The 23,359-nt window shown below is 70.9% G+C and carries 20 protein-coding genes, 1 tRNA gene and 3 pseudogenes; 14 read left to right on the top strand and 10 right to left on the bottom strand.

Annotated features, from left to right (window positions below; all coding sequences use genetic code 11):
• Nucleotides 1-449: 449 nt before the first annotated feature.
• Nucleotides 450-2,066, bottom strand: a complete 1,617-nt coding sequence (locus FM076_RS13760) for a potassium/proton antiporter (RefSeq protein ID WP_243274487.1) — start codon at nucleotides 2,064-2,066, stop codon at nucleotides 450-452.
• 209 nt (nucleotides 2,067-2,275) lie between these two features.
• On the opposite strand from FM076_RS13760, the gene FM076_RS13755 reads away from it, so the two are divergent.
• A complete protein-coding gene (locus FM076_RS13755; protein WP_173870707.1) occupies nucleotides 2,276-5,113 on the top strand; it encodes a penicillin acylase family protein in 2,838 nt (945 codons plus the stop codon).
• 87 nt (nucleotides 5,114-5,200) lie between these two features.
• Here the strand turns inward: FM076_RS13755 and FM076_RS13750 are convergent, their stop codons facing one another.
• A complete protein-coding gene (locus tag FM076_RS13750; protein WP_173870705.1) occupies nucleotides 5,201-5,779 on the bottom strand; it encodes a 5-formyltetrahydrofolate cyclo-ligase in 579 nt (192 codons plus the stop codon).
• 131 nt (nucleotides 5,780-5,910) lie between these two features.
• Here FM076_RS13750 and galU point away from each other — a divergent pair, with 131 nt between their 5' ends.
• The 7 genes from galU to FM076_RS13715 all read left to right on the top strand — a co-directional run bounded on the left by galU (nucleotide 5,911) and on the right by FM076_RS13715 (nucleotide 11,885).
• Nucleotides 5,911-6,813 (top strand): UTP--glucose-1-phosphate uridylyltransferase GalU, encoded by a 903-nt coding sequence (gene galU / locus FM076_RS13745; RefSeq protein ID WP_173870703.1) that lies wholly within the window; start codon nucleotides 5,911-5,913, stop codon nucleotides 6,811-6,813.
• A gap of 3 nt (nucleotides 6,814-6,816) precedes the next feature.
• Nucleotides 6,817-8,160, top strand: coding sequence for a molybdotransferase-like divisome protein Glp (gene glp / locus FM076_RS13740; RefSeq protein WP_173870701.1), 1,344 nt, complete (start codon nucleotides 6,817-6,819; stop codon nucleotides 8,158-8,160).
• A gap of 66 nt (nucleotides 8,161-8,226) precedes the next feature.
• Nucleotides 8,227-8,733, top strand: a complete 507-nt coding sequence (moaC, locus tag FM076_RS13735; protein ID WP_173870699.1) for a cyclic pyranopterin monophosphate synthase MoaC — start codon at nucleotides 8,227-8,229, stop codon at nucleotides 8,731-8,733.
• Nucleotides 8,730-9,338 (top strand): MogA/MoaB family molybdenum cofactor biosynthesis protein, encoded by a 609-nt coding sequence (locus FM076_RS13730; RefSeq protein WP_173870697.1) that lies wholly within the window; start codon nucleotides 8,730-8,732, stop codon nucleotides 9,336-9,338. Before moaC ends, FM076_RS13730 begins: the two co-directional genes overlap by 4 nt.
• Nucleotides 9,335-9,964 carry a GNAT family N-acetyltransferase gene (locus tag FM076_RS13725; RefSeq protein WP_173874725.1) on the top strand — a complete coding sequence of 210 codons (630 nt, stop codon included), beginning with the start codon at nucleotides 9,335-9,337 and terminating at the stop codon, nucleotides 9,962-9,964. The genes FM076_RS13730 and FM076_RS13725 overlap by 4 nt, the downstream gene beginning before the upstream one ends.
• Nucleotides 9,965-10,149: 185 nt before the next feature.
• Nucleotides 10,150-11,727, top strand: a complete 1,578-nt coding sequence (gene sepX, locus FM076_RS13720; RefSeq protein ID WP_428814845.1) for a divisome protein SepX/GlpR — start codon at nucleotides 10,150-10,152, stop codon at nucleotides 11,725-11,727.
• 84 nt (nucleotides 11,728-11,811) lie between these two features.
• Nucleotides 11,812-11,885: transfer RNA gene (locus FM076_RS13715), tRNA-Ala, on the top strand.
• A gap of 74 nt (nucleotides 11,886-11,959) precedes the next feature.
• On the opposite strand, the gene FM076_RS13710 is transcribed toward FM076_RS13715, so the two are convergent.
• The 3 genes from FM076_RS13710 to FM076_RS13700 form a co-directional block, all read right to left on the bottom strand.
• The gene (locus tag FM076_RS13710) at nucleotides 11,960-12,841 is read right to left on the bottom strand and encodes a class I SAM-dependent methyltransferase (protein WP_173870694.1); all 882 of its coding nucleotides are present in this window, start codon (nucleotides 12,839-12,841) and stop codon (nucleotides 11,960-11,962) included.
• A complete protein-coding gene (locus FM076_RS13705) occupies nucleotides 12,838-13,836 on the bottom strand; it encodes an NAD(P)/FAD-dependent oxidoreductase (RefSeq protein ID WP_173870692.1) in 999 nt (332 codons plus the stop codon). The genes FM076_RS13710 and FM076_RS13705 overlap by 4 nt, the downstream gene beginning before the upstream one ends.
• Nucleotides 13,837-14,032: 196 nt before the next feature.
• Nucleotides 14,033-14,866 (bottom strand): DUF2637 domain-containing protein, encoded by an 834-nt coding sequence (locus FM076_RS13700; RefSeq protein ID WP_173870690.1) that lies wholly within the window; start codon nucleotides 14,864-14,866, stop codon nucleotides 14,033-14,035.
• Between the two features lie 651 nt (nucleotides 14,867-15,517).
• Between FM076_RS13700 and FM076_RS35305 the strand changes: the two are divergent.
• Nucleotides 15,518-15,685, top strand: a pseudogene (locus FM076_RS35305) (maleylpyruvate isomerase family mycothiol-dependent enzyme); the annotation flags it as partial.
• A gap of 65 nt (nucleotides 15,686-15,750) precedes the next feature.
• Nucleotides 15,751-16,713: a putative RNA methyltransferase gene (locus FM076_RS13695; RefSeq protein ID WP_173870688.1), complete on the top strand. Its 963-nt coding sequence runs from the start codon at nucleotides 15,751-15,753 to the stop codon at nucleotides 16,711-16,713.
• Nucleotides 16,714-16,756: 43 nt separating this feature from the next.
• On the opposite strand, the gene FM076_RS13690 is transcribed toward FM076_RS13695, so the two are convergent.
• Nucleotides 16,757-17,161 (bottom strand): MerR family transcriptional regulator, encoded by a 405-nt coding sequence (locus FM076_RS13690; protein ID WP_173870686.1) that lies wholly within the window; start codon nucleotides 17,159-17,161, stop codon nucleotides 16,757-16,759.
• A gap of 78 nt (nucleotides 17,162-17,239) precedes the next feature.
• On the opposite strand from FM076_RS13690, the gene FM076_RS13685 reads away from it, so the two are divergent.
• Nucleotides 17,240-18,139 carry an alpha/beta fold hydrolase gene (locus tag FM076_RS13685; RefSeq protein ID WP_243274484.1) on the top strand — a complete coding sequence of 300 codons (900 nt, stop codon included), beginning with the start codon at nucleotides 17,240-17,242 and terminating at the stop codon, nucleotides 18,137-18,139.
• A 1-nt stretch (nucleotide 18,140) separates the two neighbouring features.
• Here the strand turns inward: FM076_RS13685 and FM076_RS33750 are convergent.
• From FM076_RS33750 to FM076_RS13675, 3 genes and pseudogenes are all read right to left on the bottom strand, one after another.
• Nucleotides 18,141-18,574, bottom strand: a pseudogene (locus tag FM076_RS33750) (hypothetical protein).
• Between the two features lie 91 nt (nucleotides 18,575-18,665).
• Nucleotides 18,666-18,986 carry a DMT family transporter gene (locus FM076_RS13680; protein ID WP_173870684.1) on the bottom strand — a complete coding sequence of 107 codons (321 nt, stop codon included), beginning with the start codon at nucleotides 18,984-18,986 and terminating at the stop codon, nucleotides 18,666-18,668.
• Nucleotides 18,987-19,015: 29 nt separating this feature from the next.
• Nucleotides 19,016-19,633, bottom strand: coding sequence for a DUF1269 domain-containing protein (locus FM076_RS13675; RefSeq protein WP_173870681.1), 618 nt, complete (start codon nucleotides 19,631-19,633; stop codon nucleotides 19,016-19,018).
• Between the two features lie 111 nt (nucleotides 19,634-19,744).
• On the opposite strand from FM076_RS13675, the gene FM076_RS13670 reads away from it, so the two are divergent.
• A complete protein-coding gene (locus FM076_RS13670) occupies nucleotides 19,745-20,473 on the top strand; it encodes an acyltransferase domain-containing protein (RefSeq protein ID WP_173870679.1) in 729 nt (242 codons plus the stop codon).
• A 290-nt stretch (nucleotides 20,474-20,763) separates the two neighbouring features.
• On the opposite strand, the gene FM076_RS13665 is transcribed toward FM076_RS13670, so the two are convergent.
• On the bottom strand, nucleotides 20,764-21,348 hold the full coding sequence (locus FM076_RS13665; RefSeq protein ID WP_173870677.1) for a GNAT family N-acetyltransferase: 585 nt from the start codon (nucleotides 21,346-21,348) through the stop codon (nucleotides 20,764-20,766).
• 22 nt (nucleotides 21,349-21,370) lie between these two features.
• Here FM076_RS13665 and FM076_RS13660 point away from each other — a divergent pair, with 22 nt between their 5' ends.
• The gene (locus tag FM076_RS13660; protein ID WP_173870675.1) at nucleotides 21,371-22,177 is read left to right on the top strand and encodes an exodeoxyribonuclease III; all 807 of its coding nucleotides are present in this window, start codon (nucleotides 21,371-21,373) and stop codon (nucleotides 22,175-22,177) included.
• A 222-nt stretch (nucleotides 22,178-22,399) separates the two neighbouring features.
• Nucleotides 22,400-23,188: pseudogene (locus FM076_RS13655) on the top strand (alpha/beta fold hydrolase); the annotation flags it as partial.
• Nucleotides 23,189-23,359 lie beyond the last annotated feature (171 nt).

The raw sequence follows: 23,359 nt of genomic DNA, 5'->3' as shown, positions 1-23,359 counted from the left end.
ATCCGGGGCGCTCGGCGGGGCGCCGGGAGCGGCGGTCATGCTGTGCCTGGTCTCTCGCTGCGTGGTTGTCGCTCTTGGTGGCCGGGGATTCCACGGCCGGGCCTTTCTGCCGCCTGGTAGCGCGTTCGGGATGACGCGCCGAGAGCTGTCCTCTCGCGCAGGACCGGGGTAGATACCTGGTCCGGTGCGGGTGGGCTGTCCGGACGTTGGCCGCCGAGCGGTCGCGCCAGCTCTGCTTCAGGCAGAGTCGGGGTAAATCTGTCCTGTCCGGTATGAGGATAACGGCCGAGGTCGTTCTCCTCGAAGTCACGCTTTCCCGCCCGCACGGGAACCACCTGCGGGCCCGTCCGCCCGAAGGGGCGGGAGGGGCCCCTGTCCGGGCTGCTCGCGCACAGGGGGTACCGCTCCCTCTGTGCACAGGGGCTCGGTCCTGTGCACAGAGGGAGCCGCTAGCCCCGCAGCGCCGTGCTGCCCCCGGTGCCAAGCCAGCCGGCGAGCTTGCCGCCGCGGCTGACCGACAGCAGACGCCGTTCGGCCGCGTCGCGCACCTGGTCGGTGGTGACGACCAGAAGCTCGTCCCCGTGCCGCAGCACCGTGGACGGCAGCGGTACGAAGCTCGTGCCGTCGCGTACCACCAGGGTGACCGCGGCGCCCGAAGGGAGCCTCAGCTCGGTGACCTCCACACCGTGCATCCGCGAGGACGGCGGGATGGAGACCGACAGGAAGTGTCCGCGCAGCCGCTCCAACGGAGCGGACTCGATGTCCAGGTCCGCCGCCTCGTCGGACTCGTCCAGCCGGAGCTTGCGCGCCAGCCAGGGCAGTGTGGGCCCTTGGAGGACGGTGAAGACGACGACCAGGACGAAGACGATGTTGAAGATCCGCTGGCTGCCCTCGACATCGGCGACCATCGGGATGGTCGCCAGCACGATGGGCACCGCACCGCGCAGTCCCGCCCAGGAGAGCAGCGCCTTGTCCTGCCAGGGCAGCTTGAACCCCTCCAGGCAGAGGAAAACAGACAGCGGGCGGGCGACCAGGGTGAGTGCCAGGCCGATCAGCACGGCCGGCCAGAAGTCCTTCCACAGGTCGTGCGGAGTGACCAGCAGCCCCAGCAGGACGAAGAGCCCGATCTGCGCGATCCAGGCGACGCCGTCGGCGAACCCCCGGACAGCGGGACGGTGCGGCAGTTTTCCGTTGCCCAGGATGAGCGCGGCGACGTAGACGGCCAGGAAGCCGGAGCCGTGGGCCATGGCGCCCCCGGCGTAGGCGAGCACGCACAGCGCCAGCACGGCGATCGGGTAGAGGCCCGAGGAGGGCAGGGCCACATGGCGCATGCCCAGTTCGCCGAGCTTGCCCACCACGAGGCCGGCCAGCAGGCCGATGGCGAGTTCCAGGGCGATCTCGCCCAGCAGGAAGTACCAGGTGTGATGTTCGGAGCCGAGTGAGGAGAAGGTGACGACCAGCAGTACGACAGGCGCGTCGTTGAAGCCCGACTCGGCCTCCAGTACACCGGTGAGCCTCCGGGGCAGCGGCACCCTGCGCAGGACGGAGAAGACGGCGGCGGCGTCCGTGGAGGAGACCACGGCGCCCATCAGGAGCGAGGCCTGCCAGTCGAGACCGACCAGGTAGTGCGCCGCGAGTGCCGTGACGGTGACACTCACGGCCACGCCGAAGGTCGAGAGCACGGCGGCGGCGGGGACGGCGGGCCGGATGTCGCGCCACTTCGTACCGAGTCCGCCCTCGGCGAGGATCACCACAAGGGCGGCGTAGCCGAGGACTTGGGTCAGTTCGGCGTCGGAGAACCCGAAGCCGATGCCGTCCTGCCCTATGGCGACGCCTATCCCGAGGTAGACCAGCAGGCTGGGCAGCCCGCTGCGCGAGGAGAGGCGGACGGCCACGACGGCGATGAGCAGAACGAGGGCGCTGAAGAGCAGTAGCTGGTTGAGGCTGTCGACGGTCAGGGCACGGTCCTCTCTCCCGGGGCTTGCTCCTTGAGTGCGCGAGTGCGTCGGGGGTGTTTCTGACGGTCTCCTGACGGTTTCCTGACGTGTTCTTAACGCGTCACCCATGGTTGTGGGTGGCTTCCGGACAGTTGTCCGGGAGCCTCTAGTTCGTTTGGGTAGCTAACAATTTACCATTGCTTGAACAAGGCGCCGGGATGATCCGTAGTTGGCGACTCCCTGTCCGGGCGCGCGGAGGGTCGGCCTATGGTTGCTCCGTACGGATCGATTCCGTCCGGTCCCCAGTCAAGGTCCACCCTGCCCCTCGAAGGACAGCGATGCCCGCCAAGAAGACCTCGCGACGCGCCCGCCTCATCGTGATCGTGGTCGTGCTGCTGTTCCTGGCAGGCGTCGGCGGAGGCACGTACTGGGGCATCAGCACCGTGCGCGACTCCTTCCCGCAGACGACGGGTTCACTCAAGCTCGGCGGCCTCTCCGCGCCGGTCAGTGTCAAACGGGACGGCAACGGCATCCCGCAGATCTACGCCGACAAGTCCGAGGACCTCTTCCTCGCCCAGGGGTATGTGCAGGCTCAGGACCGCTTCTGGGAGATGGATGTGCGCCGCCACATGACATCCGGGCGGCTCTCGGAGATGTTCGGCGCCGAGCAGGTGGAGACCGACGCCTTCCTGCGCACCCTGGGCTGGCGTCGGGTGGCCGAGAAGGAGTACAAGCAACTCCCGGGCCGCACCAAGAATTTTCTCAAGGCCTACTCCGCCGGCGTCAACGCGTACCTCAAGGACCACAAGGGCTCCGCGCTGTCCGTCGAGTACGCGGCACTCGACCTGGCGGGCAAGGGCTACCAGCCCGCCAAGTGGAGCCCCGTGGACTCGGTCGCCTGGCTCAAGGCGATGGCCTGGGACCTGCGCGGCAACATGTCGGACGAGGTCGACCGGGCGCTGATGACCAGCCGTCTGGACAAGGACCAGATCGAGGACCTGTACCCGGAGTACCCCTTCGAGCGGAACAAGCCCATCGTCGACCACGGCGCTCTCGACCAGTCGACCAAGGAGTTCGATCCCGGGGCCGAGGCGGACCCGTCCGGCTCGCAGGGCGCCGCGGACGGCACCGGGTCCGGGCCGGGGACGGGCACGGGCCGGTCCGGCACGGGTGGTCAGGGCGCGGCTGAGGGCTCCGGAGGGGCTGCCACGACTCCTGGGGACTCCGGCTCCGCGAACGGCGCTCAGGGAGCCGGTCAGGCCGCTCAGGGGGCCGGCACCCAGATGGGCACCGTGGCCAAGAAGCTGGAGAAGGTCCCCGGTCTGCTCGGCCCGAACGGCAGCGGCATCGGCTCCAACTCCTGGGTGGTGGCCGGGAAGTACACGACGACCGGCAAGCCGCTGCTCGCCAACGACCCGCACCTGGCGCCGCAGCTGCCCTCCGTCTGGTACCAGATGGGCCTGCACTGCCGCTCGCTGGACAAGTCCTGCCCCTACGACGTCTCCGGCTTCACCTTCTCCGGCATGCCCGGCGTGGTCATCGGCCACAACCAGAAGATCTCCTGGGGCATGACCAACCTCGGCGCCGATGTGACCGACCTCTACCTGGAGAAGGTCAAGGACGGGCACTACCTCTACGACGGCAAGGAGGTGCCCTACCGCACCCGCGAGGAGACCATCAAGGTCGCCGGTGGGAAGAGCCGCACCATCACCGTCCGGGAGACCAACAACGGGCCGGTCATCTCCGACCGCGACAGGGAGCTGCGCAAGGTCGGCGACAAGTCACCCGTCGGCAACGCCGCGCCCGACAGAGGCGACGGCTACGCGGTCTCCCTCAGGTGGACCGCCCTGGAGCCCTCGAAGACCGTGGACGCGGTCTTCAAGCTCAACGAGGCCTCGAATTTCTCCGAGTTCCGCAAGGCGGCCCGCGAGTTCGCCGTCCCCTCGCAGAACCTCATCTACGCCGACGCCAAGGGGAACATCGGCTATCAGGCGCCGGGCCGGATCCCGGTGCGCGGCAAGGGCGACGGGCGCTACCCCGCGCCGGGCTGGGACCCGGCCTACCGGTGGAAGGGCTACATCCCCCAGCGCTCCCTGCCGTGGGAGTACAACCCCGGGCGCGGCTACATCGTGACCGCCAACCAGGCTGTGGTGGACCGGAAGAAGTACCCCTACCTGCTGACCGACGACTGGGGGTACGGCGCGCGCAGCCAGCGGATCAACGACCTCATCCAGTCGAAGATCAAGGACGGCGGGAAGGTCTCCCTCAAGGACATGGAGACCATGCAGATGGACAACAGCAGTGAGATTGCCAAGCTGCTGGTGCCCTACCTGCTCAAGATCGAGGTCAAGGACAAGTACGTACGGGACGCGCAGAAGCTGCTGGAGGGCTGGGACTACACCCAGGACTCCGACTCGGCGCCGGCCGCCTACTTCAACGCCGTCTGGCGCAACCTGCTCAAGCTCGCCTTCGGTGACAAGCTCCCCAAGGAGCTGCGCGTCAAGGGAGACTGCCTGTACGTGGCTCCCTCCGACGACTCCGGCCCGGTCGACGACCTGAACGGCAACGAGCGGCTGGTGCGCGAGTGCGGTGAGCGCTCACCCGACACCGCGCAGCCGGACGGCGGCGACCGCTGGTTCGAAGTTGTACGCAAGCTGCTCAAGCAGCCCGACAGCGAGTGGTGGAAGACGCGCGGGACCGCGCGGCGAGACGGTGACAAGAACCGTGACGACCTGCTGGCGCACGCCATGAAGGACGCGCGCTGGGAGCTGACCTCCAAGCTCGGCAAGGACATCAACACCTGGAGCTGGGGCAGGCTGCACCGGCTGATGCTCAAGAACCAGACCCTCGGCACCGAGGGGCCCGGTGCCGTGCAGTGGCTCCTCAACCGCGGCCCCTGGGACCTGGGCGGGGGCGAGGCGGCTGTCAACGCGACGGGCTGGAACGCGGCCGGCGGGTACGAGGTGACCTGGGTGCCGTCGATGCGGATGGTCGTCGACCTGAGCGACCTGGACAACTCCCGGTGGATCAACCTCACCGGTGCCTCCGGGCACGCCTACAACGCGCACTACACCGACCAGACCGACAAGTGGGCCAGGGGCGAGTTCCTCAAGTGGCCCTACAGCGAGAAGGCGGTCTCCAAGGCGACCGAGGACCAGATGGCCCTCACGCCCTGAGTGCCGCCCCGGCACCTGCTGGACGCCTTCCGGGTATCTCTTCGGGCCGGGCGGGACGGGTGACACCGCCCCGCCCGGCCCGGTGCTTCAGACGCTCCTGTCCGCGGCCCCGAGGCGGTGTACTCCGCTCGGGGTCACTGCCGTGCCGACCGGACGGTCGTGCCGCTCGCCCTCGATGTGCTCGACCACCTCGCCGTCGTGCAGCAGCACCGCACAGGGGGGCTCGGCGCCGGCGGCGGCCAGGCGGGTGAGCACTCTGTCGTAGCAGCCGGCACCCCGGCCCAGCCGCAGCCCGCGCCGGTCGACGGCCAGCCCGGGCAGCAGGAGTGCGTCCACCTGGAGGACCGCGTCGGGGCCGAGCCGCTTCCCGTTCGGTTCCCGCAGCCCCCTTCCCGCGGCGACCACGTCCGCGGGGCCGGTGTACTCGGCCCAGTCGAGGTCGTTGTCGGGCAGCAGGACGGGCAGGAGCACCCGCACCCCCCGTGCGCGCAGCGCCTCCAGCAGAGGAGCGGTTCCCGGCTCTGTACCGACCGACACATAGGCGGCGACCGTACGGGCGGCGGCGACCTCGGGGAGCTGGAGAACAAGCCGTGCCAGCTCCTGGGCGGCCGCCTGGAGGTCATCCGGCGTCAATGTCCCTCTCATCGCCAGGACAGCGCGGCGCAACTCGCGCTTACTACGGTGTCCGGCACTCCCCGGATCGCGCCTCACTGGTCCCACCCTCCTGGGTTCGCAAAACGCAACAAACCATGCGGACCCTTATCTTCCGGATCAAGTCAGCGGTTATGGTGCGGGACATGACTTCTCCCCGCTCCCGGATCACCAAGGCAGTCATCCCCGCCGCCGGCCTGGGCACACGCTTCCTGCCCGCGACAAAGGCCACCCCCAAGGAGATGCTCCCGGTCGTCGACAAGCCGGCGATCCAGTATGTGGTCGAGGAAGCCGTGGCGGCCGGGCTCTCCGACGTGCTCATGGTCACCGGCCGCAACAAGCGGCCCCTGGAGGACCACTTCGACCGCAACTACGAACTCGAACAGGTGCTGCGCGACAAGGGCGACGACGGGAAGCTCGCCCGGGTGCAGGAGTCCAGCGACCTGGCCACCATGCACTACGTCCGACAGGGCGACCCGCGCGGACTGGGGCACGCCGTCCTGTGCGCGGCACCGCACGTGGGGGACCAGCCCTTCGCCGTCCTTCTGGGCGACGATCTGATCGATCCGCGCGATCCTCTGCTCTCCCGGATGCTGGAGGTGCGGGAGGAGCGCGGAGGGAGCGTCATCGCGCTGCTGGAGGTCGACCCCAGGAGCATCCACCTGTACGGCGCCGCCGCGGCCAGTCCCACCTCGGACGGCGACGTCGTCCGTGTCTCCGACCTGGTGGAGAAGCCCCCCGCCGACCAGGCGCCCAGCAACCTGGCCATCATCGGCCGCTATGTGCTCGATCCGGCGGTCTTCGAGGTGCTCGGCAAGACGGAGCCCGGCAGGGGCGGCGAGATCCAGCTCACCGACGCCCTCCAGGCCCTCTCGGCCGACGAGTCCCTGGGCGGGCCCGTGCACGGTGTCGTCTTCAGCGGACGTCGCTATGACACCGGAGACCGGGGAGACTACCTGCGTGCCATTGTCAGGCTCGCGTGCGAACGTGAGGACCTGGGCCCGGAGTTCCGGGAGTGGCTGCGCGGTTACGTCACCGAGGAGATGTAGGTCTTGAGCGATACCTGGTCCGTCGACGATCACCTGGAGGACATCCTCCGCGGCATCCGCCCGCTGGACCCCATCGAGCTGAACCTGCTCGACGCGCAGGGCTGCGTCCTGGTCGAGGACGTCATCGTCCCGGCACCCCTCCCGCCGTTCGACAACAGCTCGATGGACGGTTACGCCGTACGGACCGCGGACGTCGAGGGAGCCAGCGAGGAGTTCCCCGCGGTGCTCACCGTCATCGGGGACGTCGCCGCGGGCAGCGGGGGACTGCCCACCGTCGCCTCCGGCCAGGCCGCCCGCATCATGACCGGCGCCCCGCTGCCGCCGGGCGCCGAGGCCGTCGTCCCGGTCGAGTGGACCGACGGGGGGACGGGAGGCGGCCCGGTGGACGCCATGCGGGCGCACAGCCACGCCCCGCAGGACGCCACGGGGCAGGTGCGCGTGCACCGCCCGGTCGTTCCGCGGCAGCACGTGCGGGCCAAGGGGAGCGATGTCCGGCCGGGCACGGTCGCCCTCCGTGCGGGCACTGTCCTGGGCCCCACCCAGGTGGGCCTGCTGGCGGCCATCGGGCGCGGCTCCGTCACCGTGCGGCCCCGCCCCCGCGTCGTCGTGCTCTCCACCGGGAGCGAACTGGTGGCACCCGGAGAGGCCTTGGGCCCCGGGCAGATCCACGACGCCAACAGCTATGTGCTCACAGCGGCGGCCCGCGCGGCCGGCGCCATCCCCTACCGGGTGGGGGCGGTGGCCGACGACGCCGAGACACTCCGCTCCACCATCGAGGACCAGCTCATCCGGGCCGACCTGATCGTCACCAGCGGTGGCGTCAGTGTCGGCGCCTACGACGTCGTCAAGGAGGCGCTCTCCCGGGTGGAGGCGTTCGCGCCCGGAGGGGAGGACGACGAACACCTCGACGGCGCCCGGGACGCGGTCGAGTTCCGCAAGCTGGCGATGCAGCCGGGCAAGCCGCAGGGCTTCGGCCTCATCGGACCGGACCGCACCCCGATCCTCACCCTGCCGGGCAACCCGGTCAGCGCGTACGTCTCGTTCGAACTGTTCGTGCGGCCCGCCCTGCGCGCCCTGATGGGCCGTGAGCCCCTGCAGCGCGACACCGTGCGCGCCCGGCTGACCGGAGAGGCCGCACTGACCTCCCCCGAGGGCAAGCGGCAGTTCCTGCGGGGCGCATACACCCCGCCGGGCGACGAGGAGGAGCTGGGCGGCGTCAGCCCGGTCGGCGGGGCCGATTCCCATTTGATCGCCGCCCTGGCGCAGGCGGACGCCCTCATCGACGTCCCGGAGAAGACCACGCGGCTCGCGCCGGGTGACGAGGTGACGGTCATCCCCCTCGACTGACGCGCCGGACAGTGCCCTTGCCCCTGCCGGTACCGTGTCTGGGCACAGCACAGGACCGGGAGAACCATGACCAGCCCCCAACAGCACCTCACCCATGTCGACGCGTCCGGGGCCGCGCGGATGGTCGACGTGTCCGGTAAGGACGTCACCGCGAGGACAGCACGCGCCACCGGACGGGTGCTCGTCTCCCCGCAGGTGGTCACCCTGCTGCGCGGTGAGGGCGTGCCGAAAGGGGATGCCCTCGGCACCGCACGCATCGCCGGGATCATGGGGGCGAAGAAGACACCGGATCTCATCCCTCTGTGCCACCCGCTCGCCGTCTCCGGAGTGAAGGTGGATCTCGCGGTCGCCGACGACGCCGTCGAGATCACCGCGCAGGTGAAGACCACCGACCGCACAGGCGTGGAAATGGAAGCGCTCACGGCGGTTACGGTCGCCGCTCTGACGGTCATCGACATGGTGAAGGCCGTCGACAAGTCGGCGGTCATCACGGACGTCAGGGTGGAGGAGAAAACGGGCGGCAAGTCGGGAGAGTGGAAGCGGGAGCCGCTCACCGGTGAGGAGGGCGTATGAGCGGTACGGGACACCACGGGTCCGGCACGCACGGTCACGGGCACGACGGCGGGAACGGCGGTGAGCACGGCCACCGTCCCCACCGCGCCCTTGCCGTGACCGCCTCCAACCGCGCCTCCGCGGGGGTGTACGAGGACAAGGGCGGCCCTCTTCTCGTCGAGGGCCTGACAGCCATGGGGTTCGCCGTCGACGGGCCCACAGTGGTGCCGGACGGTGAGCCCGTCCGCGCGGCGCTGCAGGAGGCCGTCGAGGCCGGATACGCGGTCGTGCTCACAACCGGGGGCACCGGCATCTCCCCGACCGACCGCACCCCGGAGGTGACCCGCTCCCTCCTGGATCACGAGATCCCGGGAATCGCCGAGGCCATCCGGGCGGAAGGCCGGGCGAAGGTCCCCACAGCGGCGCTCTCGCGGGGTGTGGCGGGCGTCGCGGGCCGGACCCTCATCGTCAATCTCCCAGGCTCCACAGGGGGCGTCAGGGACGGGCTGGCGGTACTGGCCGGCCTGCTCCCGCACGCGGTCGACCAGATCCACGGCGGCGACCACCCCGCCGAGCCGGGAGCGTCCGGGCAGCAGAGGGCACTCAGAGGGGACGACCAGCGCTGAACGCGCCGTGGCCCGCCGAGCTGGTGGACGGCCCCACGGCCCTCCGCCCCATAAGGCTGCGCGACCAGCGCGCCTGGCGTGAGGTCAACCAGCGCAACCGCGACTGGCTGCGCCCCTGGGAGGCCACCATTCCTCCGCCGCCCCCCGGACACCTGCCGCCGCGCCGCCCCACCTACCGCCAGATGGTGCGCCACCTGAGGGCCGAGGCACAGGCCGGAAGAATGCTGCCCTTCGTCGTGGAGTACGAGGGCAGACTGGCCGGCCAGCTGACTGTGGCGGGTATCACCTGGGGATCGATGTGTTCGGGGCACATCGGCTATTGGGTCGACCGCGCGGTGGCGGGGCGGGGTGTCATGCCGACAGCCGTGGCGCTCGCGGTGGACCACTGTTTCCGCTCCGTCGGACTGCACCGTGTGGAGGTGTGCATCCGTCCGGAGAACACACCCAGCAGGCGTGTCGTGGAGAAGCTCGGTTTCCGGGAGGAGGGCACCCGTCCGCGCTATCTGCACATCGACGGTGCGTGGCGCGACCACCTGGTGTTCGCTCTGACGGCGGAAGAGGTACCCGAGGGGCTGCTGACCCGATGGCACCGGTCCCGGCCCGGTCGCTCGACAGAAATAAAATAAACGTTCGAATATAGAGGTGGTAAGCCACCTCTTGCCGAACGAAAAGCGCCCTTCCGGTATTTATCGCCCCTCCCGGCATCATTCAGGCCGGCAAGCACGAAAAACGGTGGAGGGATCGGCCAGATCGTGCGACACACCGGGCTATTTGGCAGATGGGCTCACGTGATCCCCTCTACCGTGTGAGGGTGAGCAGCAGTGGCCTCATCTACGCAGTCATCGTCGGGGCCTGGGCCGCCTACTTGGTGCCGATGTGGCTTCGCCGACAGGACGAGCTGAACGAAGCCCGTCCGACGGAACGCTTCAGCACCGCCATCCGGCTGCTGTCCGGCAAGGCAGGCATGGAGCGCCGTTACGCGAGAGCCGCGGCCCGGCGCCGGGTGCGCGAGGGGTGGGAAGCGGAGGACCCGTACACGCCGGGGAACGACGCCGAGACCGGCTCTCCCAGCGCGTACGGCGGGCACGACGGTTACGACGACGATGCGTACGGGAACGAGCCGGACGCCGCCGGAGAGTCGGTGGACGTCCGGGCCTTCGCCGACCCCAAGACCATGGTCTGCGCCCCTGGATCCGAAGCACTGACCGAAGTGCTGCCCGCCGCACGCGCTCACCGCAGGCCCGAAAACGCCCCGCAGCGGGACACGCACGGTGTGCCCGACGGGCATACGGATACCTCCGCGCGCGACGCGCACGGTGACTCCGGCGGCTCCGGTCACAGTGACCAGGAATCCGCACGCCCCTCCGGCATCCCTGGGGAAGCGTCCCGTGAGCAGTACGGGCACGAGCAGGACGAGCGCCGGGACCACGCCGCGGAGGCGCGCGCCGCCGCGCTGGAGGGCAGGCGTGCCAAGCAGGCCAAGCGGGCCAAGCTGCTCGCCCGCCGTCGGCGCACCACGATGCTGCTGTTCCTGGCCTTCACCGTGGGCAGTGTCATCGCTGCCGTGCGCGGTCTGGCCCTGCTGTGGGTACCCGCGATTCCGGCCGTCCTTCTGAGCACCTACATCGCATACCTCCGCGTTCAGGAACGGCGCCGTTTCCTCGCCTCCATGGACCGGCGCCGGGCCGAGCAGGCCGCCCGTACGCTGCACGCGCGCGAGTCGCGTGGTGCCGCAGGGCGATCCCGTGCGGCAGACCGCGAAGCGGCACAGGAGGCCGACACCGAGCCGGGGGCCTCGGCGCGAGCCGCCCGCGCCGCCGTACGCGAGCCGCAGCGGCCCGACGCGGAACGGCTCTCCTCCGGCCGCGGCGAGCCCCGCCGGGACCGCACTCCGGGCGGCGCCCAGGAAGTCGTGGAGAGCACGTCTGGCGCCTCCGGAGACGCCCACCGGGCAGACCGGCGTACGGAGCGTACGGAGGAGGGGTGGAACGCGCAGGAAGCCCGTGTCCGCGCACGGGAAGCCCGCGCCCGCATGGAGGAGCAGGAGGCCGCCGAGCGTCGCGCCCTGGTCGAGCAGACCGACCACGCCGAGTGGGTGGACCAGCAGCGCGCCCGGGACCGCGACTCCTCCGACGGAGAGGGCTGGGATCCCGTGCCGGTGCCACTGCCCACCTACGTCAGCGCCCCTGTCGCCCCCCGCGCCACCCGGGGCGTCGACCTGGAGGCCCCCGACGCGTGGAGCTCCGCCCGCTCCAGCACCGTTCCCGCCGCTGAACCGCAGCCCGCGGAAGGCGGGCCCCGCGACGCCGAACCCGCCCGCCCCCGCGACCGCACCCCTCTCTTCGACCAGTACGAGGACGAGGACCGCCCCCGGGCCGCCAACGAGTGACCCGGTCCGGTCCGCTCCCGTGACCAGCACAGGAACGGATTTCCTCCCTGCCCGACGAGGATGCTAAGGTTTCACCCGTCGCAAGGGCCTGTAGCGCAGTCCGGTAGCGCATCTCGTTCGCAACGAGAGGGTCAGGGGTTCAAATCCCCTCAGGTCCACCGCACGAAAGAGCCCCATCGGATCCCGATGGGGCCCTTTCGTTGTGTTCTGCCGCACTGGCCGCGTGACAGGGTCAGTGGGTGCAGGAGCGGGCTGTGTGGATGGTGGTGGCTGTGAGGTAGAAGGCGTCGGGGCGCCAGAGGATGCTGGTGGGGGATTCAGGGTGCAGGAGGGCGTCGAGGGTGCTGAGGTCCTCGGCGTCCAGATAGGGGGCCAGTTGTTCCCGTCGGCGGGTCAGGTGGTCGTGCAGGTACTCGCGGGCGGCCGGGCCGAGGGGAGCCGGGTGGTCGGTGAGGAAGGTGCGGGTCCCGGTGGGCACGAGCCCCGCGCACGAGAGCATCGCGGGCCAGTCCTCGACCGTGGAGACGGAGCCGGGCAGGCCGGCGCGCATCGCGCTGAAGCTCTCCTCCGCCGCCGCGTCCATCCGCGCCTGGAGGCCCGGGCGGCCGATGCCGATATCACGGGGCAGGAAGCGGGGGGTCAGGCCGCGTTCGGCCACGGCCAGCAGGCCACCGGGGCGCAGGCGGCCTGCGAGCGCGTCCAGTGCGGCCTGCTGGTCGCCGAGATGGTGGACGGCGTGACTGGTCCAGATCAGCTCGGCTCGCTCCAGACCGTCCATCTCCTCGGGCAGGTCCGCCCGTCGAGTGGCGACACGGTCGGACAGGCCGTGCGCGGCGGCCCGCCGCCGGGTGCGCTCCAGGAGGCCGGGTGCCTGGTCGACGGCGACGACCTCGGCCTCGGGGAAGCGCTGGGCGAGCAGGCAGCTCACGACGCCGGGGCCGCTGCCGATGTCGAGAACGCGGCCGACCGCTCCCTGAGCCGCGCTGCCGGCGCACAGGAGAGCGTGCAGCCAGTCGGCCGTCGACTCCAGGGCGGCCGAGTGGAGTTCGGCCTCGCGCTCCAGCGCGGTGCCGAGGGCCTCCCAGTCGAGATCCGCGGCGGGACGGTGTGTCATACGGCAGCTCCCTCGGGGGCCGGGCGCCCCGCCGTGCGGTGTTCCTCCACGGCACGCTCGACCTCTTCCTCGAGCAGGTCGTGGACGATCGCGAATGCGGCCGCCGCTCCCATGCCTGCGGCCGTCGCCACCAGCGCGCGGGGGTCCGCCACATTGCCGACTGCCCACACACCGAATGCGCTGGTGCGGCCGGAACGGTCGGTGACGACCCAGCCGTTGTCGTCCTTCTCGCAGCCCAGGCCGTCCAGAAGCGTGTCGTTGGGGCTCATGTGGGGGATGACGAACACCGCGTCCCGGGCAACGACGCGGCCGTTGGTGAACTCGACACCGTGCAGCCTGTCATTGTCCACCACCACGCGCTTGACCTCGCCCTCGGCGATCCGGACACCGCGAGCGGACAGCTTTTCGCGATCCTGGCCGGACAGTGGGCGGGTGTGCGGGAAGTAGACGAGGTCGGGCGACCACTGGGCCAGCAGCAGGGCGTGCTGGGGTGCTCCCGGGTGGGTGCCCAGGACGCCGAGGGGCCGGTCCGCCACCTCGTAGGCGTGGCAGAAGGGGCAGTGCAGTACGTCGCGTCCCCACCGCTCCTGTACACCGGGAATTCCCGGAAGGCCGTCGCGCAGTCCGGTGGCCACCACCACCCTGCGTGCCTTGAGGACCGGGCCGCCGGACAGATGCACGAAGAAGCCGGGGGCTATGTGGTCAACATGGTTGTCGAAGAGAGGTACGCCGTACCCGGCCAGTTCTGCCCTGCCGGCCTCCACGAGGGCGGTGGGGGACATGCCGTCCCGGGAGAGGAAGCCGTGCATATGGGACGCCGGGGCGTTGCGGGGCCGTCCGGCGCCCACTACGGCCACCCTGCGGCGCGCCCTCGTCAGCAGCAGCGCCGCGTTGAGACCGGCGGCGCCCGCGCCCACCACGACGACGTCGTACACCGGCTCGCCCGTCCCGGAGCCACCCGCCGCCCGCTGTCTCACATCCTGTGTGTCGCTCATTGCGATCACCTCCTGCCCGCAGGCTGCGCCTGCCCCGGAGCCGGTGGCAAAGTTTGTTGCCATTTCCGGGACAAGCAGGCAGAGCGGGAGGGGCAGGGATTACTGGGAGCGGTTCCGGCGGCTTCCGGCCGCCGGGAGAGGACGCGTGCGACGGGGACTGGTGCGCGGGGCGTTCCGGTGAGAGTCCAGAACCGTTTCAGCCGGCCGAGCGGTGGCGGTTGGTGCCCTTGGGCGGACGGGCGTGCCGGGAGGGCGCGGTGGGTACCGGCGGGAGATCGAGCTGCCGCACCAACTGGTGGAAGCAGAGCAGCGCGGTGATGGGCGGCAGGCCCGCCACGGCGATGCCCGCAGGAGTGGCGGGGGCGTCGGCGACGCACAGCAGAGAGGCGACCGCGGCGAAGAAGAGCACCACCAGCCAGGAGTGCACCGTGCGGCGACGGTAGGCACGGGTGCGCAGGATGGAAAGCGTCGCGGCAACCCATGGGGCGTAGATCAGCAGTGGCCACGCCTGGGCGACGCTCGGGGGCGCCGACTCCTGGGCGAGGTCGTAGAGCGAGGGGTAGGACGCCTTTGCACCCAGAAAGCTGACCAGGACTACGATCATCGCGGTGAGAGTGATGGAGAAGGCGCTCAGGACCCGCCGCCAGGTCAGCTCGCCCCGGTGCTGCTGCCGCACCCGGTCAAGGGGGCCTTCTTTGCGGTGCCTGGCCCGGGCGAGCGCTGCGTGGGTCTCGGCCACCGCCTGCTGCTCGACGGTGTCGAGGAAGTGGGCGAGTTCAGCTTCCAGATCCGGGTGTTCGGGCTGCTCCGGGTACTCGACGCGCTCGGGGTGCGGCGGCGGGGGGAAGCGGAGGCCCAGGGTTCCGGTGTCGGTGGTTCCCGCGCGGGCGTAGAGGTCCTCGCTGACCGCCGTCGCGCCGTACGGATACGCGGAACTCGTGTCCGGTTCGGGAGGTTTTCTCGGACCGGGGAGGGCGCCGTCCTGGTCACGAGGCGCGTAGGACGCGTACATGTGCGACGTCTCGGTCAAGACTGAACTCTCTTCTGTGCGGGCAGGTTCAGACGACGTGTGCCGGGGCCGGTCCCGTCTGCGCACGGCGCTGCCAAAGGTGACCTACGGCGCGTAGCCCTGAGTCGTCCGCAGTGACCGGTGCTGGGGGAGGCCGGGGACGACCGTCTCGGTTACAACTCGTCAACGAATACTCCAGCTAGCGGAAACCCCTGTTCGCAGTACTCAGACTTATGAGCATGCGGTTGTCGGCCCGCGATTAATCCCTGAGTGCGAGGGGTTCGTGGCACTGGAGTGAATCCGTGTACTTTCACCAGATCTACGGCTGACATGCGCGGGGCGCCGCCCCGTCCCGCCGCAGCGCGCCGGGTATCCCTGTGCACTCCGCTCCGCTGGGCATGTCATGCTGCTACGAACGGGTGCCCTTGAGCGCTCCGTCGCGGCTCCGCCGTACTTCCGGAGCGAGTGACCATCCATGTCCCGTGACGCCTGCATGTCTTCCGCTACCGGTCCCGCCACCGGCCGGTCCTTCCCGCACTTCGCCCGCCGGTCGACGCGGGCACATCGCGATGGTCGGCATCCCGGCGGTCAGTCATGCGCTGCCGGGCCTGGAGGTCATCCGGCAGGGCGCTGCTGATCTCGCTGGGGCCTGCGTGCAGCGGGCAGCCGGAGTTCTTCGGTGCCGATCTCGCCGGTGTCTCACTGCGCGCCGACGACCTCGACTGGTCGTTGGGGACGGGGCCGCCGGTATCCGGCGCGGCGCAGGACATGCTGCTGGTCGCCTTCGGGCGCCGGCTGCCTCCCGGCCGGTTGCGGGGAGAGGCGGCGGACCGCTTCACCGCCGACGGGCCCCGGACGTGCGGCGGTAGCCTGGGAGGCCGTTCCCGGCCCGAGAAAGCACCCCCATGTCCGAACCGTCCGCCGCACGTCCCCGGGGCCCGCAGAGCGCTGCCCGCGGGGGCAATGACGTCCCTCAGGACCGCGACACCCGCCAGGACCGGGACCCGGCGCGGCGTAGCCCCTGGGAGACGCTGACAGGCGTCGTGCGCTGTCCCGTCTGCCAGGACCGGCTGGAGGCGGCCGAACGGTCGCTGCGCTGTCCGCGCCGGCACACCTTCGATGTGGCCCGGCAGGGGTACGTCAGCCTGCTGTCGGGCGGCAAACGCACGGTGAACGCCGACAGCGCGGCCATGGTGCAGGCACGCACGGAGTTCCTGGCCTCGGGCCACTACGCACCGCTGACGGACGCCCTCGCGCGGACTGCCGCCTCGCTGGGGCTGCCCGAGGACGCCACCGTTCTGGACGCGGGCGCGGGTACCGGGCACTACCTGGCCGCCGTCCTGGAGGCGCTGCCCGGTGCGGTCGGGCTGGCACTGGACGCGTCGCCCTACGCGCTGCGCCGGGCCGCGCGGGCGCATCCACGCGCGGGGGCGGCCAGCTGGGATGTATGGCGGCCTTTTCCCGTGCGGAACGGATGCGTCGATGTCGTCCTCAACGTCTTCGCGCCGCGCAACGGTGCGGAGTTCCACCGGGTACTGCGTCCGGGGGGAGCGCTGCTGGTCGTCACGCCGACCGGGCGGCATCTGCACGAACTGCGTAGCCGCCTGGGGCTCCTGGAGATCGATCCGGACAAGGAGGAGCGCCTGGAGCGCACGCTGTCCGGTCACTTCGTACGGGAGAGCTACGAAACGCTGGAGTACACCGCCTGGATGTCCGCACGGGATGTGGAGAGCCTCGCCTTCATGGGGCCCGCCGCACGCCACGTCGAGCCGGAGGAGTTGCGGACCCGTGTAGCTGCGCTGGGGGAGCGGGTGGAGGTGACGGCATCCTTCGGCGTGGCCGTGTACCGGGCCGGTGCGGACAGGTGACGGGCCAAGACGGCCGGGGGACGAAGCCCGGGCAGGCCCGGGCTCAGGCGGCGGTCCGTGCGCGCCCGGCGCCGTCCTGCGCCGCCTGCCTGAGGTGGTCCGGCGCCGCGGCGAGGACGTCGTCGAGAAGCCCGCGTGAGGTGTGCAGGGCCTCGATCTCGGCCGTCATGCGGTCCCGCTGGGTACGCAGTTGGGCGACCAGGTCGGGACAGGTGGGGACCAGGCGCTCCCCCTCGTCACGCAGGCACGGCAGGATGCGCGCGATCATCGCGGTGGGCAGTCCGGCCGTCAGCAGGCAGCGCACCCGGCGCACGGTGTCGACATCCGCCTCGCTGTACTCGCGGTAGCCGCTGGGCAGGCGCTTCGGGCTCAGCAGGCCCTGCTGCTCGTAGTAGCGCAGCAGCCGTTCGCTGACCTGGGTGCGGCGCACCATCTCCTTCATGCGCATCGCGTACGTCCCTCTGTATGAGGCCCGCGCCGTGCGGGCTTGACTCTGACACCGGTGTCGGAGTTTACCTTCGGGCGCATGACCAAGGAAAACCTTGCGGCGCCCGCCGCTGTTCTGACACGTCCTGACATGTCGTCCCCTGCCGACACCTCCTCCCGTGCCGACACCTCCTCCCGTGCCGGCGGGCCCTCCCGTATCGACGCGTCCCTCCTCGACGTCCATGTGCGGGGCAGCGGTCCCGCACTGCTCCTCGCGCACGGGGCGGGCGGCGGGATCGAGCCCAACTTCGGGCAGGTGCTCGACGACCTGGCCCGTGACCACACCGTCGTCGGACCGCACTACCCGGGCGCGGGTGCCTCCCCTGTGGCCCGTGAGCCACTGGATCTCGACGCTCTGGTGGACGCCGTCGTGGAGTCCGCCGTCTCGCGGGGACACGAGCGGTTTGTGCTGCTGGGGGAGTCGCTGGGAACGGTGGTCTCCCTCCGCGCGGCGGCGCGGTACCCACAGCGGGTGACCGGACTCGTGCTGACGGCGGGCTTCGCCGTGGCCGACCCTGTGCTCTCGGTCGCCGCCGAACTCGTCACCACGCTGGCACATGCCGGGGAGTGGGACACGCTCGCACGGTTCGCCACCTACGCGGGCCTGACCGACCGCGAGCTGAACGAGCTGCCCGGCGAAGCACTGGAGGCAGCGGTCGCTGCGACACGGGAAGGCATGCCCGCGGGCATGGCCGACCACTTCGACCTGGTCCGCCGGATCGACGTACGGGCCGATCTCGCGAGCATCCGCGTGCCCGCACTGGTGCTGATGCCGACCGGTGACCGCCTGGTGCTGCCCGACAGTTCACGGCGCCTCGCCGAGGCCCTCCCGGACGCCACTTTGGTGGAGATCCCGGGCGGCGCCCACATCCTGGGCGAGCGGGACCGCACGCTGTGGCTCGGGCACGTGCGGGAGTTCCTCACCGGGCTGCCCGGGTGACTCAGCAGCCGCCGCAGTTGTAGTAGGTGACGTCCCAGTGGTTGCCCTCGCCGTAGTAGATGTTGCCCGATCCCGACTTCCACTTGGAGCCGCCGATGGAGGCGAAGGTCCGCGTGTGTAACCGTCCAGGCAGCTGGAGAGCGACATGTCCAGCTTGTAGCCGTTCCAGTAGCTGTACGTACCCGAGGCGTGGCCGGTCTCCGTGCCGCCGGTGAGACGGACGGCGCAGCCCGATGCCTTCTTCAGCGTGACGGCACCGTCCGCCGTCTCCGAACGCAGTCCCTCGAACGACGTGCACGTGGGGTTGTTGCGGTCCGAACAGCCGCCGGAAGAGGACCAGGTGATGCCCGCGGCACGGAACTTGGCCGTCGCCTGCGCGTGGGTGAGCTTCGCGAGGAGCTGTGGGTTGTCCGCGGTACGGAGCGCACCGGGCACGCTGTCTGCTGCGTTGCCCGGTGCGCCGGCGGGTGTACCGCCGGGGGCACCCGGGCGTCCAATGCCGGCAGGGTGCCGCCCGGCGGTCCTGTCAGTGCAACAGCTTCAGCCCCACCACTCCGCCGACGATCAGCAGCAGGCACAGCAGACGCGCAGCCGACGCCGGGTCGCCCAGGACGGCCATGCCGTACAGAGCCGTGCCGACCGCGCCGATACCCACCCACACCGCGTACGCGGTGCCGAGCGGGATCTGCGAGACCGCGTAGGACAACCCCGCCATGCTGGACGCGAGAGCCACCAGGAAGAGCAGTGAGGGCCACAGCCGGCTGAAGTTCTTCGACGCCTCCAGGGCGGTCGCCCAGAGTGTCTCCAGACACCCCGACACGATCAGCACGCCCCACGCCGGCCCCATGTACCGCTCCTTCTGGTTCCTGTGCCGCCCTAACGCCGCCACCAGTGTTCCTCGCGCCCGCTGGCCCTCTCCTTCTCGCCCTCCCCGTGCGGCCCCACCTCGTGCCCGTGCGCCGTGACGGGACCCGTGGGCGCGTCCGAGGGATTGGGAGGCGTCTGCGGGGTCGAGAGCGTCTCCTCCAGGTCCCGGCGCACCCGGGAGGCCAGATAACGGCTGACACCCGGCCCCATGGCCTCGTCGACCGGTTCCGAGGACTCCTCCTCGACGTCGGCCACCACGACAGTGCTGCCGGGCGGGATCTCCGCGGTCAGCTCCTCCAGTCCCTCGTTCGTCTCGATCACCCGCCGCGCGTCATGACTGCCACCGATCAGTCCGCCCGCGCCGAAGCCGACCAGCGCGCCTGCCGGACCACCCACCAGCCCCACCAGTGCGCCGATCAGCCCGCCGACGGCGAACCCTGTGGCACTGCCGATGTTGTCCACCTCGCCGACGATCTCCGCGTTCCCGTCCGCGTCGCGGCCGATCACCCGTGCCTCGCGCAGTCTGAGGGTTCCGGCCCGGTGCGCGTCCTCCAGCCCGTCGAGCGCCTGGAGGGCCGCTCGGGTGCCGCGTCCGGTGAAGTCGGCGAACACGATGTTTTCCGTCATACGCCCACCATCGGCGCTCTCGGGACGTACGGCATCCGCAGAACGGGCGCGCGGGCTTCGAGTGGCGGCTCCGACTGGCGCCGCGGGGCCGTCACGGGTGAGGGTGGCCGCATGAGTGTCGCTTTCCTCTTCCCCGGGCCGGGCTCGCTGCGGCGCGGCATGCTGCACCGGCTGCCGGACACCGAGTCCGCGGCAGCCGTGCTCGCCGAGGCCGAGTGCGGCCACCCGGGAGGGGTCGCGCAGCTGGACACCGCGGAGGCCCTCGCGGAGTCCGAGGTGGCACGGCACGTCTGCCTGCTCGTCGCCGGGGTGGCCGGGGCCCGGGCACTGACGGAGGACGAAGGTGTGGAGCCGGTCGCCGTCGCGGGGCACGGGCCGGGGTCCTTCGCCGCCGCGGTCACCGCCGGGCTGCTCACCCTCCCGGAGGCGCTGCGGGCGGTGCGCATCCGGGCCGAGCTGCTGGAGCGCGCTGAGGAGCCCCCGCGCGACCTCGCCATCCGTATGGCGCAGCACCTGGCCACAGTGCGGCGCCGTGCGCACACACTGACGTACGTGACCTGCACGGCCGGTTCCTGCCTGCACGGCGACGCGAACGGGGTCTTCGACGATCTGGCCCGCTCCGTCGCCCTGCCCGTGCGGTGGGGAGAGACGGCCAGGGCGCTGCTGGAGACCGGAGCCGACTGCTGGGTGGAGCTGCCGCCCGGGCGGGCTCTCACGGAGCGCTTCCAGGCGGAGGGAACCGATGGCGCGCGAGTGGTCTCCATGGAGGAGCTGGGGATCGCCGAGGTCGCCGACTTCGCGCGGGGCGGGGCGGGGGAGGGGACGATGGCTGTGGGGTGAGGCCGGGGCTGCTTGCGGCCTGCCGGGACTTGGGGACGGGTGGGAGGGGAGCTTCGTGGGTGTGCGTAGGTGAGCGGGTTGCGCTAATAGCTTCGCTAACCTAGTTAGTTAACTAGCTTCGTTCAGCGTGCGGTGGATGGCCCCCGCTCGGTGTCACACCGTGGCAAGGCCGGTTTGGTGAATCTGGTTTTCTAACGGGGTTTAGAACATGCTTAACTAACGGCGTTCGCAAACCTGCTAAATGAAACGTGGTCGCTTAGCAGCTTCACGAACCACCTTCACGAACCACTTCACCAGCCGTCTTTCCGCAGCGGCTTCACAAAGCACCGGCTCTCCTCGTGGAACCGGTAGAGGCCGAACTTCTCGGGCGCCGGCACGTACCCGGACGAGGTGTAGAGCGCGATCGCCTCCGGCTGGTGCACGCCCGTCTCCAGCACCATCCGGGTCCGGCCCGCCGCGCGGGCGTCGTCTTCCAGCATGGCGAGGATGCGCCGGGCCAGACCGCGGCCGCGGGCCTCGGGAACGACGAACATGCGCTTCAGCTCCGCGTCGCCGTCCGCGTAGTTCTCGTCCTCGACCTCGTCCCCGTTGTCGTCCCCGCCCTCGCTGCCCGCGCCACCCGCCTCATCTTCACCGCCCTCGGCGTTCCGGTCGCCCCGGCCGGCGTCCATGGCACGCCAGCCGCCGGTGGCGACCGGGCGGTGATGGTCGTCGTAAGCAAGCAGGTACAGCCCGCGGGGCGGCTGGAACATGGCCGGGGCGAGCGGGGTCGCGTCGCCCTCCGGGTCGCCGTAACGCTGTGTGTACTCCTGGAGCACGAGATCGTTGAGCTTCCGGGCGTCCGGGTGGTCGAAAGGCGCGGGAACGATCTGCATGCGGGCATCGTATGGTGCACGGATGCGCAAGGTGAGCACGGTGAACGTCAACGGTCTGCGGGCGGCGGCCAAGAAGGGCTACGCGGAGTGGCTGGCGACCACGGAGTCCGACGTGGTCTGTCTCCAGGAGGTCCGTGCGGAGCCGGAGCAGTTGCCCGAGGCCGTACGGCACCCCGAGGGCTGGCACGCGTTCTGGGCGCCCTCCTCGGCCAAGGGCCGGGCGGGTGTCGCCCTGCTCACACGGCGCGAACCCGACGCGGTGCGTGTGGGATTCGGCACACCGGAGTTCGAGGAGTCGGGCCGCTATGTGGAGGCGGATCTGCTGGGGGTGACGGTGGCCAGTCTGTATCTGCCCTCCGGGGAGGTCGGTACGGACCGGCAGGACGAGAAGGAGCGTTTCATGGCGGCGTTCCTGCCCTACCTGTGCGACCTGCGCGAGCGGGCGGCCGCCGCCGGGCGCGAGGTCCTGGTCTGCGGCGACTGGAACATCGCCCATCAGGAGGCCGACCTGAAGAACTGGCGTGGCAACAAGAAGAACTCGGGTTTCCTGCCGGAGGAGCGGGCCTGGCTCTCCCGCGTGTTCGACCCGGCCGACGGGGGTTACACCGATGTGGTCCGGTCGCTGCATCCGGACGTGGAGGGACCGTACTCGTGGTGGTCCTACCGGGGACGGGCCTTCGACAACGACACGGGCTGGCGCATCGACTACCACGTCTCGACGCCCGGTCTGGCGCGCCGTGCGGTGAAGGCGTACGTCGAGCGGGCGGCCACCCACGCCGAGCGGTGGAGCGACCACGCCCCCGTGACGGTCGACTTCGCGGCGCCCTGAGCGAACGCCCAAGGGTCTCTGTGCACACCCGCCCGTCTTCTGAGCGGGTACCGAAGAGCGCCCATCCACGTGCGCCCGTGAGCCGGGGCGTGGCGCTCACGGGATGGCCCGGCGGCTTCGCTGTACCGCGGTCTTGTGCCGTCGGCGGGGGCGGGGTCACCGTGGAGCCCGGTATCGCGTGGGGTGAGGGAGCCCCGCCGTCTCTGCTGGGGGAGGCCCGCCATGGCCGCTGCTGCCGCGGATTCCGGAGCTGTCGTCCTGCCGTGCACGCGGGTCGGTGAGGGCGCGCACCATGTGATCGCCGTGCACGGCTGGTTCGCGGACCGGCGCGCCTTCAGCCCGGTCTGTGACGTCCTCGACCGTGTCACGTTCAGCTACGCCGTGCCCGATCTGCGCGGCTACGGAGAGGCGCGTGGAACACCGGGTGCCTGGACGACCAGTGAGGCCGCGGGCGACATTCTCGCCCTCGCCGACGCGCTCGGCTGGGAGCGCTTCTCCCTGGTGGGGCACTCCATGGGAGGTGCCGTCATCCAGCGTGTCCTGCTGGCGGCGCCCCTCAGGGTGCGCCGGATGGTGGGGATCGCGCCGGTGCCCGCGAGCGGGGTGCCCCTGGAGGGCGAGCGGTGGGAACTGTTCGCCGGCGCGGCACAGCGACCGGCCGCCCGGCGCGCGATCATCGACCTGAGCACGGGAGGCCGCCGCCCGGACGCCTGGCTGGACCTCATGGTCGAGCGCTCCCTGGAGTGCTCCGATCCCGCCGCGTTCCGCGCCTGGCTCGACTCCTGGGCGCTGGAGGACTTCCACGAGGACGTACGGGGCAGCCAGGTGCCGGTGCGGCTGGTGGTCGGAGAGGGGGACCCGACGCTGTCGGCGGAGGTGGTCCGTACGACATGGCTGAAGTGGTACGCGGCCGCCGAGTTGGTGGAGCTGCCCGCCGCCGGGCACTATCCGATGGACGAGACGCCGCTGGAGACCGTCCGCGCGGTGGAGGACTTCCTCCGGGCCGACGGGGACGGTGGGACGGCGGACGGCGATGACCGCACGTCTCTCGACGGCACTGCTGTCGGTACGGGCGGAACCGCTGGTGGCGCGAGCACCGGCGCCGCCGCGGACGACGTCCGTACGGACGGCACCCCCGGTACCGACAGCAGGGCGGCGACTGACAGCACCTGTGCGGGCCCC

This window comes from Streptomyces albus subsp. chlorinus (assembly GCF_013302895.1).
In the GTDB taxonomy this organism is placed as follows: Bacteria; Actinomycetota; Actinomycetes; order Streptomycetales; family Streptomycetaceae; genus Streptomyces; species Streptomyces chlorinus.
This window is presented reverse-complemented; position numbering and strand designations above follow the sequence as displayed.

What these genes read in the sequence shown, in the direction of transcription:
- FM076_RS13760 (WP_243274487.1), bottom strand. Translation starts at nt 2,066, where the DNA reads ATGGGTGACGCGTTAAGAACACGTCAGGAAACCGTCAGGAGACCGTCA.
- FM076_RS13755 (WP_173870707.1), top strand. Translation starts at nt 2,276, where the DNA reads ATGCCCGCCAAGAAGACCTCGCGACGCGCCCGCCTCATCGTGATCGTG.
- galU (WP_173870703.1), top strand. Translation starts at nt 5,911, where the DNA reads ATGACTTCTCCCCGCTCCCGGATCACCAAGGCAGTCATCCCCGCCGCC.
- moaC (WP_173870699.1), top strand. Translation starts at nt 8,227, where the DNA reads ATGACCAGCCCCCAACAGCACCTCACCCATGTCGACGCGTCCGGGGCC.
- FM076_RS13730 (WP_173870697.1), top strand. Translation starts at nt 8,730, where the DNA reads ATGAGCGGTACGGGACACCACGGGTCCGGCACGCACGGTCACGGGCAC.
- FM076_RS13710 (WP_173870694.1), bottom strand. Translation starts at nt 12,841, where the DNA reads ATGACACACCGTCCCGCCGCGGATCTCGACTGGGAGGCCCTCGGCACC.
- FM076_RS13705 (WP_173870692.1), bottom strand. Translation starts at nt 13,836, where the DNA reads ATGAGCGACACACAGGATGTGAGACAGCGGGCGGCGGGTGGCTCCGGG.
- FM076_RS13695 (WP_173870688.1), top strand. Translation starts at nt 15,751, where the DNA reads ATGTCCGAACCGTCCGCCGCACGTCCCCGGGGCCCGCAGAGCGCTGCC.
- FM076_RS13690 (WP_173870686.1), bottom strand. Translation starts at nt 17,161, where the DNA reads ATGCGCATGAAGGAGATGGTGCGCCGCACCCAGGTCAGCGAACGGCTG.
- FM076_RS13685 (WP_243274484.1), top strand. Translation starts at nt 17,240, where the DNA reads ATGACCAAGGAAAACCTTGCGGCGCCCGCCGCTGTTCTGACACGTCCT.
- FM076_RS13680 (WP_173870684.1), bottom strand. Translation starts at nt 18,986, where the DNA reads ATGGGGCCGGCGTGGGGCGTGCTGATCGTGTCGGGGTGTCTGGAGACA.
- FM076_RS13675 (WP_173870681.1), bottom strand. Translation starts at nt 19,633, where the DNA reads ATGACGGAAAACATCGTGTTCGCCGACTTCACCGGACGCGGCACCCGA.
- FM076_RS13670 (WP_173870679.1), top strand. Translation starts at nt 19,745, where the DNA reads ATGAGTGTCGCTTTCCTCTTCCCCGGGCCGGGCTCGCTGCGGCGCGGC.
- FM076_RS13665 (WP_173870677.1), bottom strand. Translation starts at nt 21,348, where the DNA reads ATGCAGATCGTTCCCGCGCCTTTCGACCACCCGGACGCCCGGAAGCTC.
- FM076_RS13660 (WP_173870675.1), top strand. Translation starts at nt 21,371, where the DNA reads ATGCGCAAGGTGAGCACGGTGAACGTCAACGGTCTGCGGGCGGCGGCC.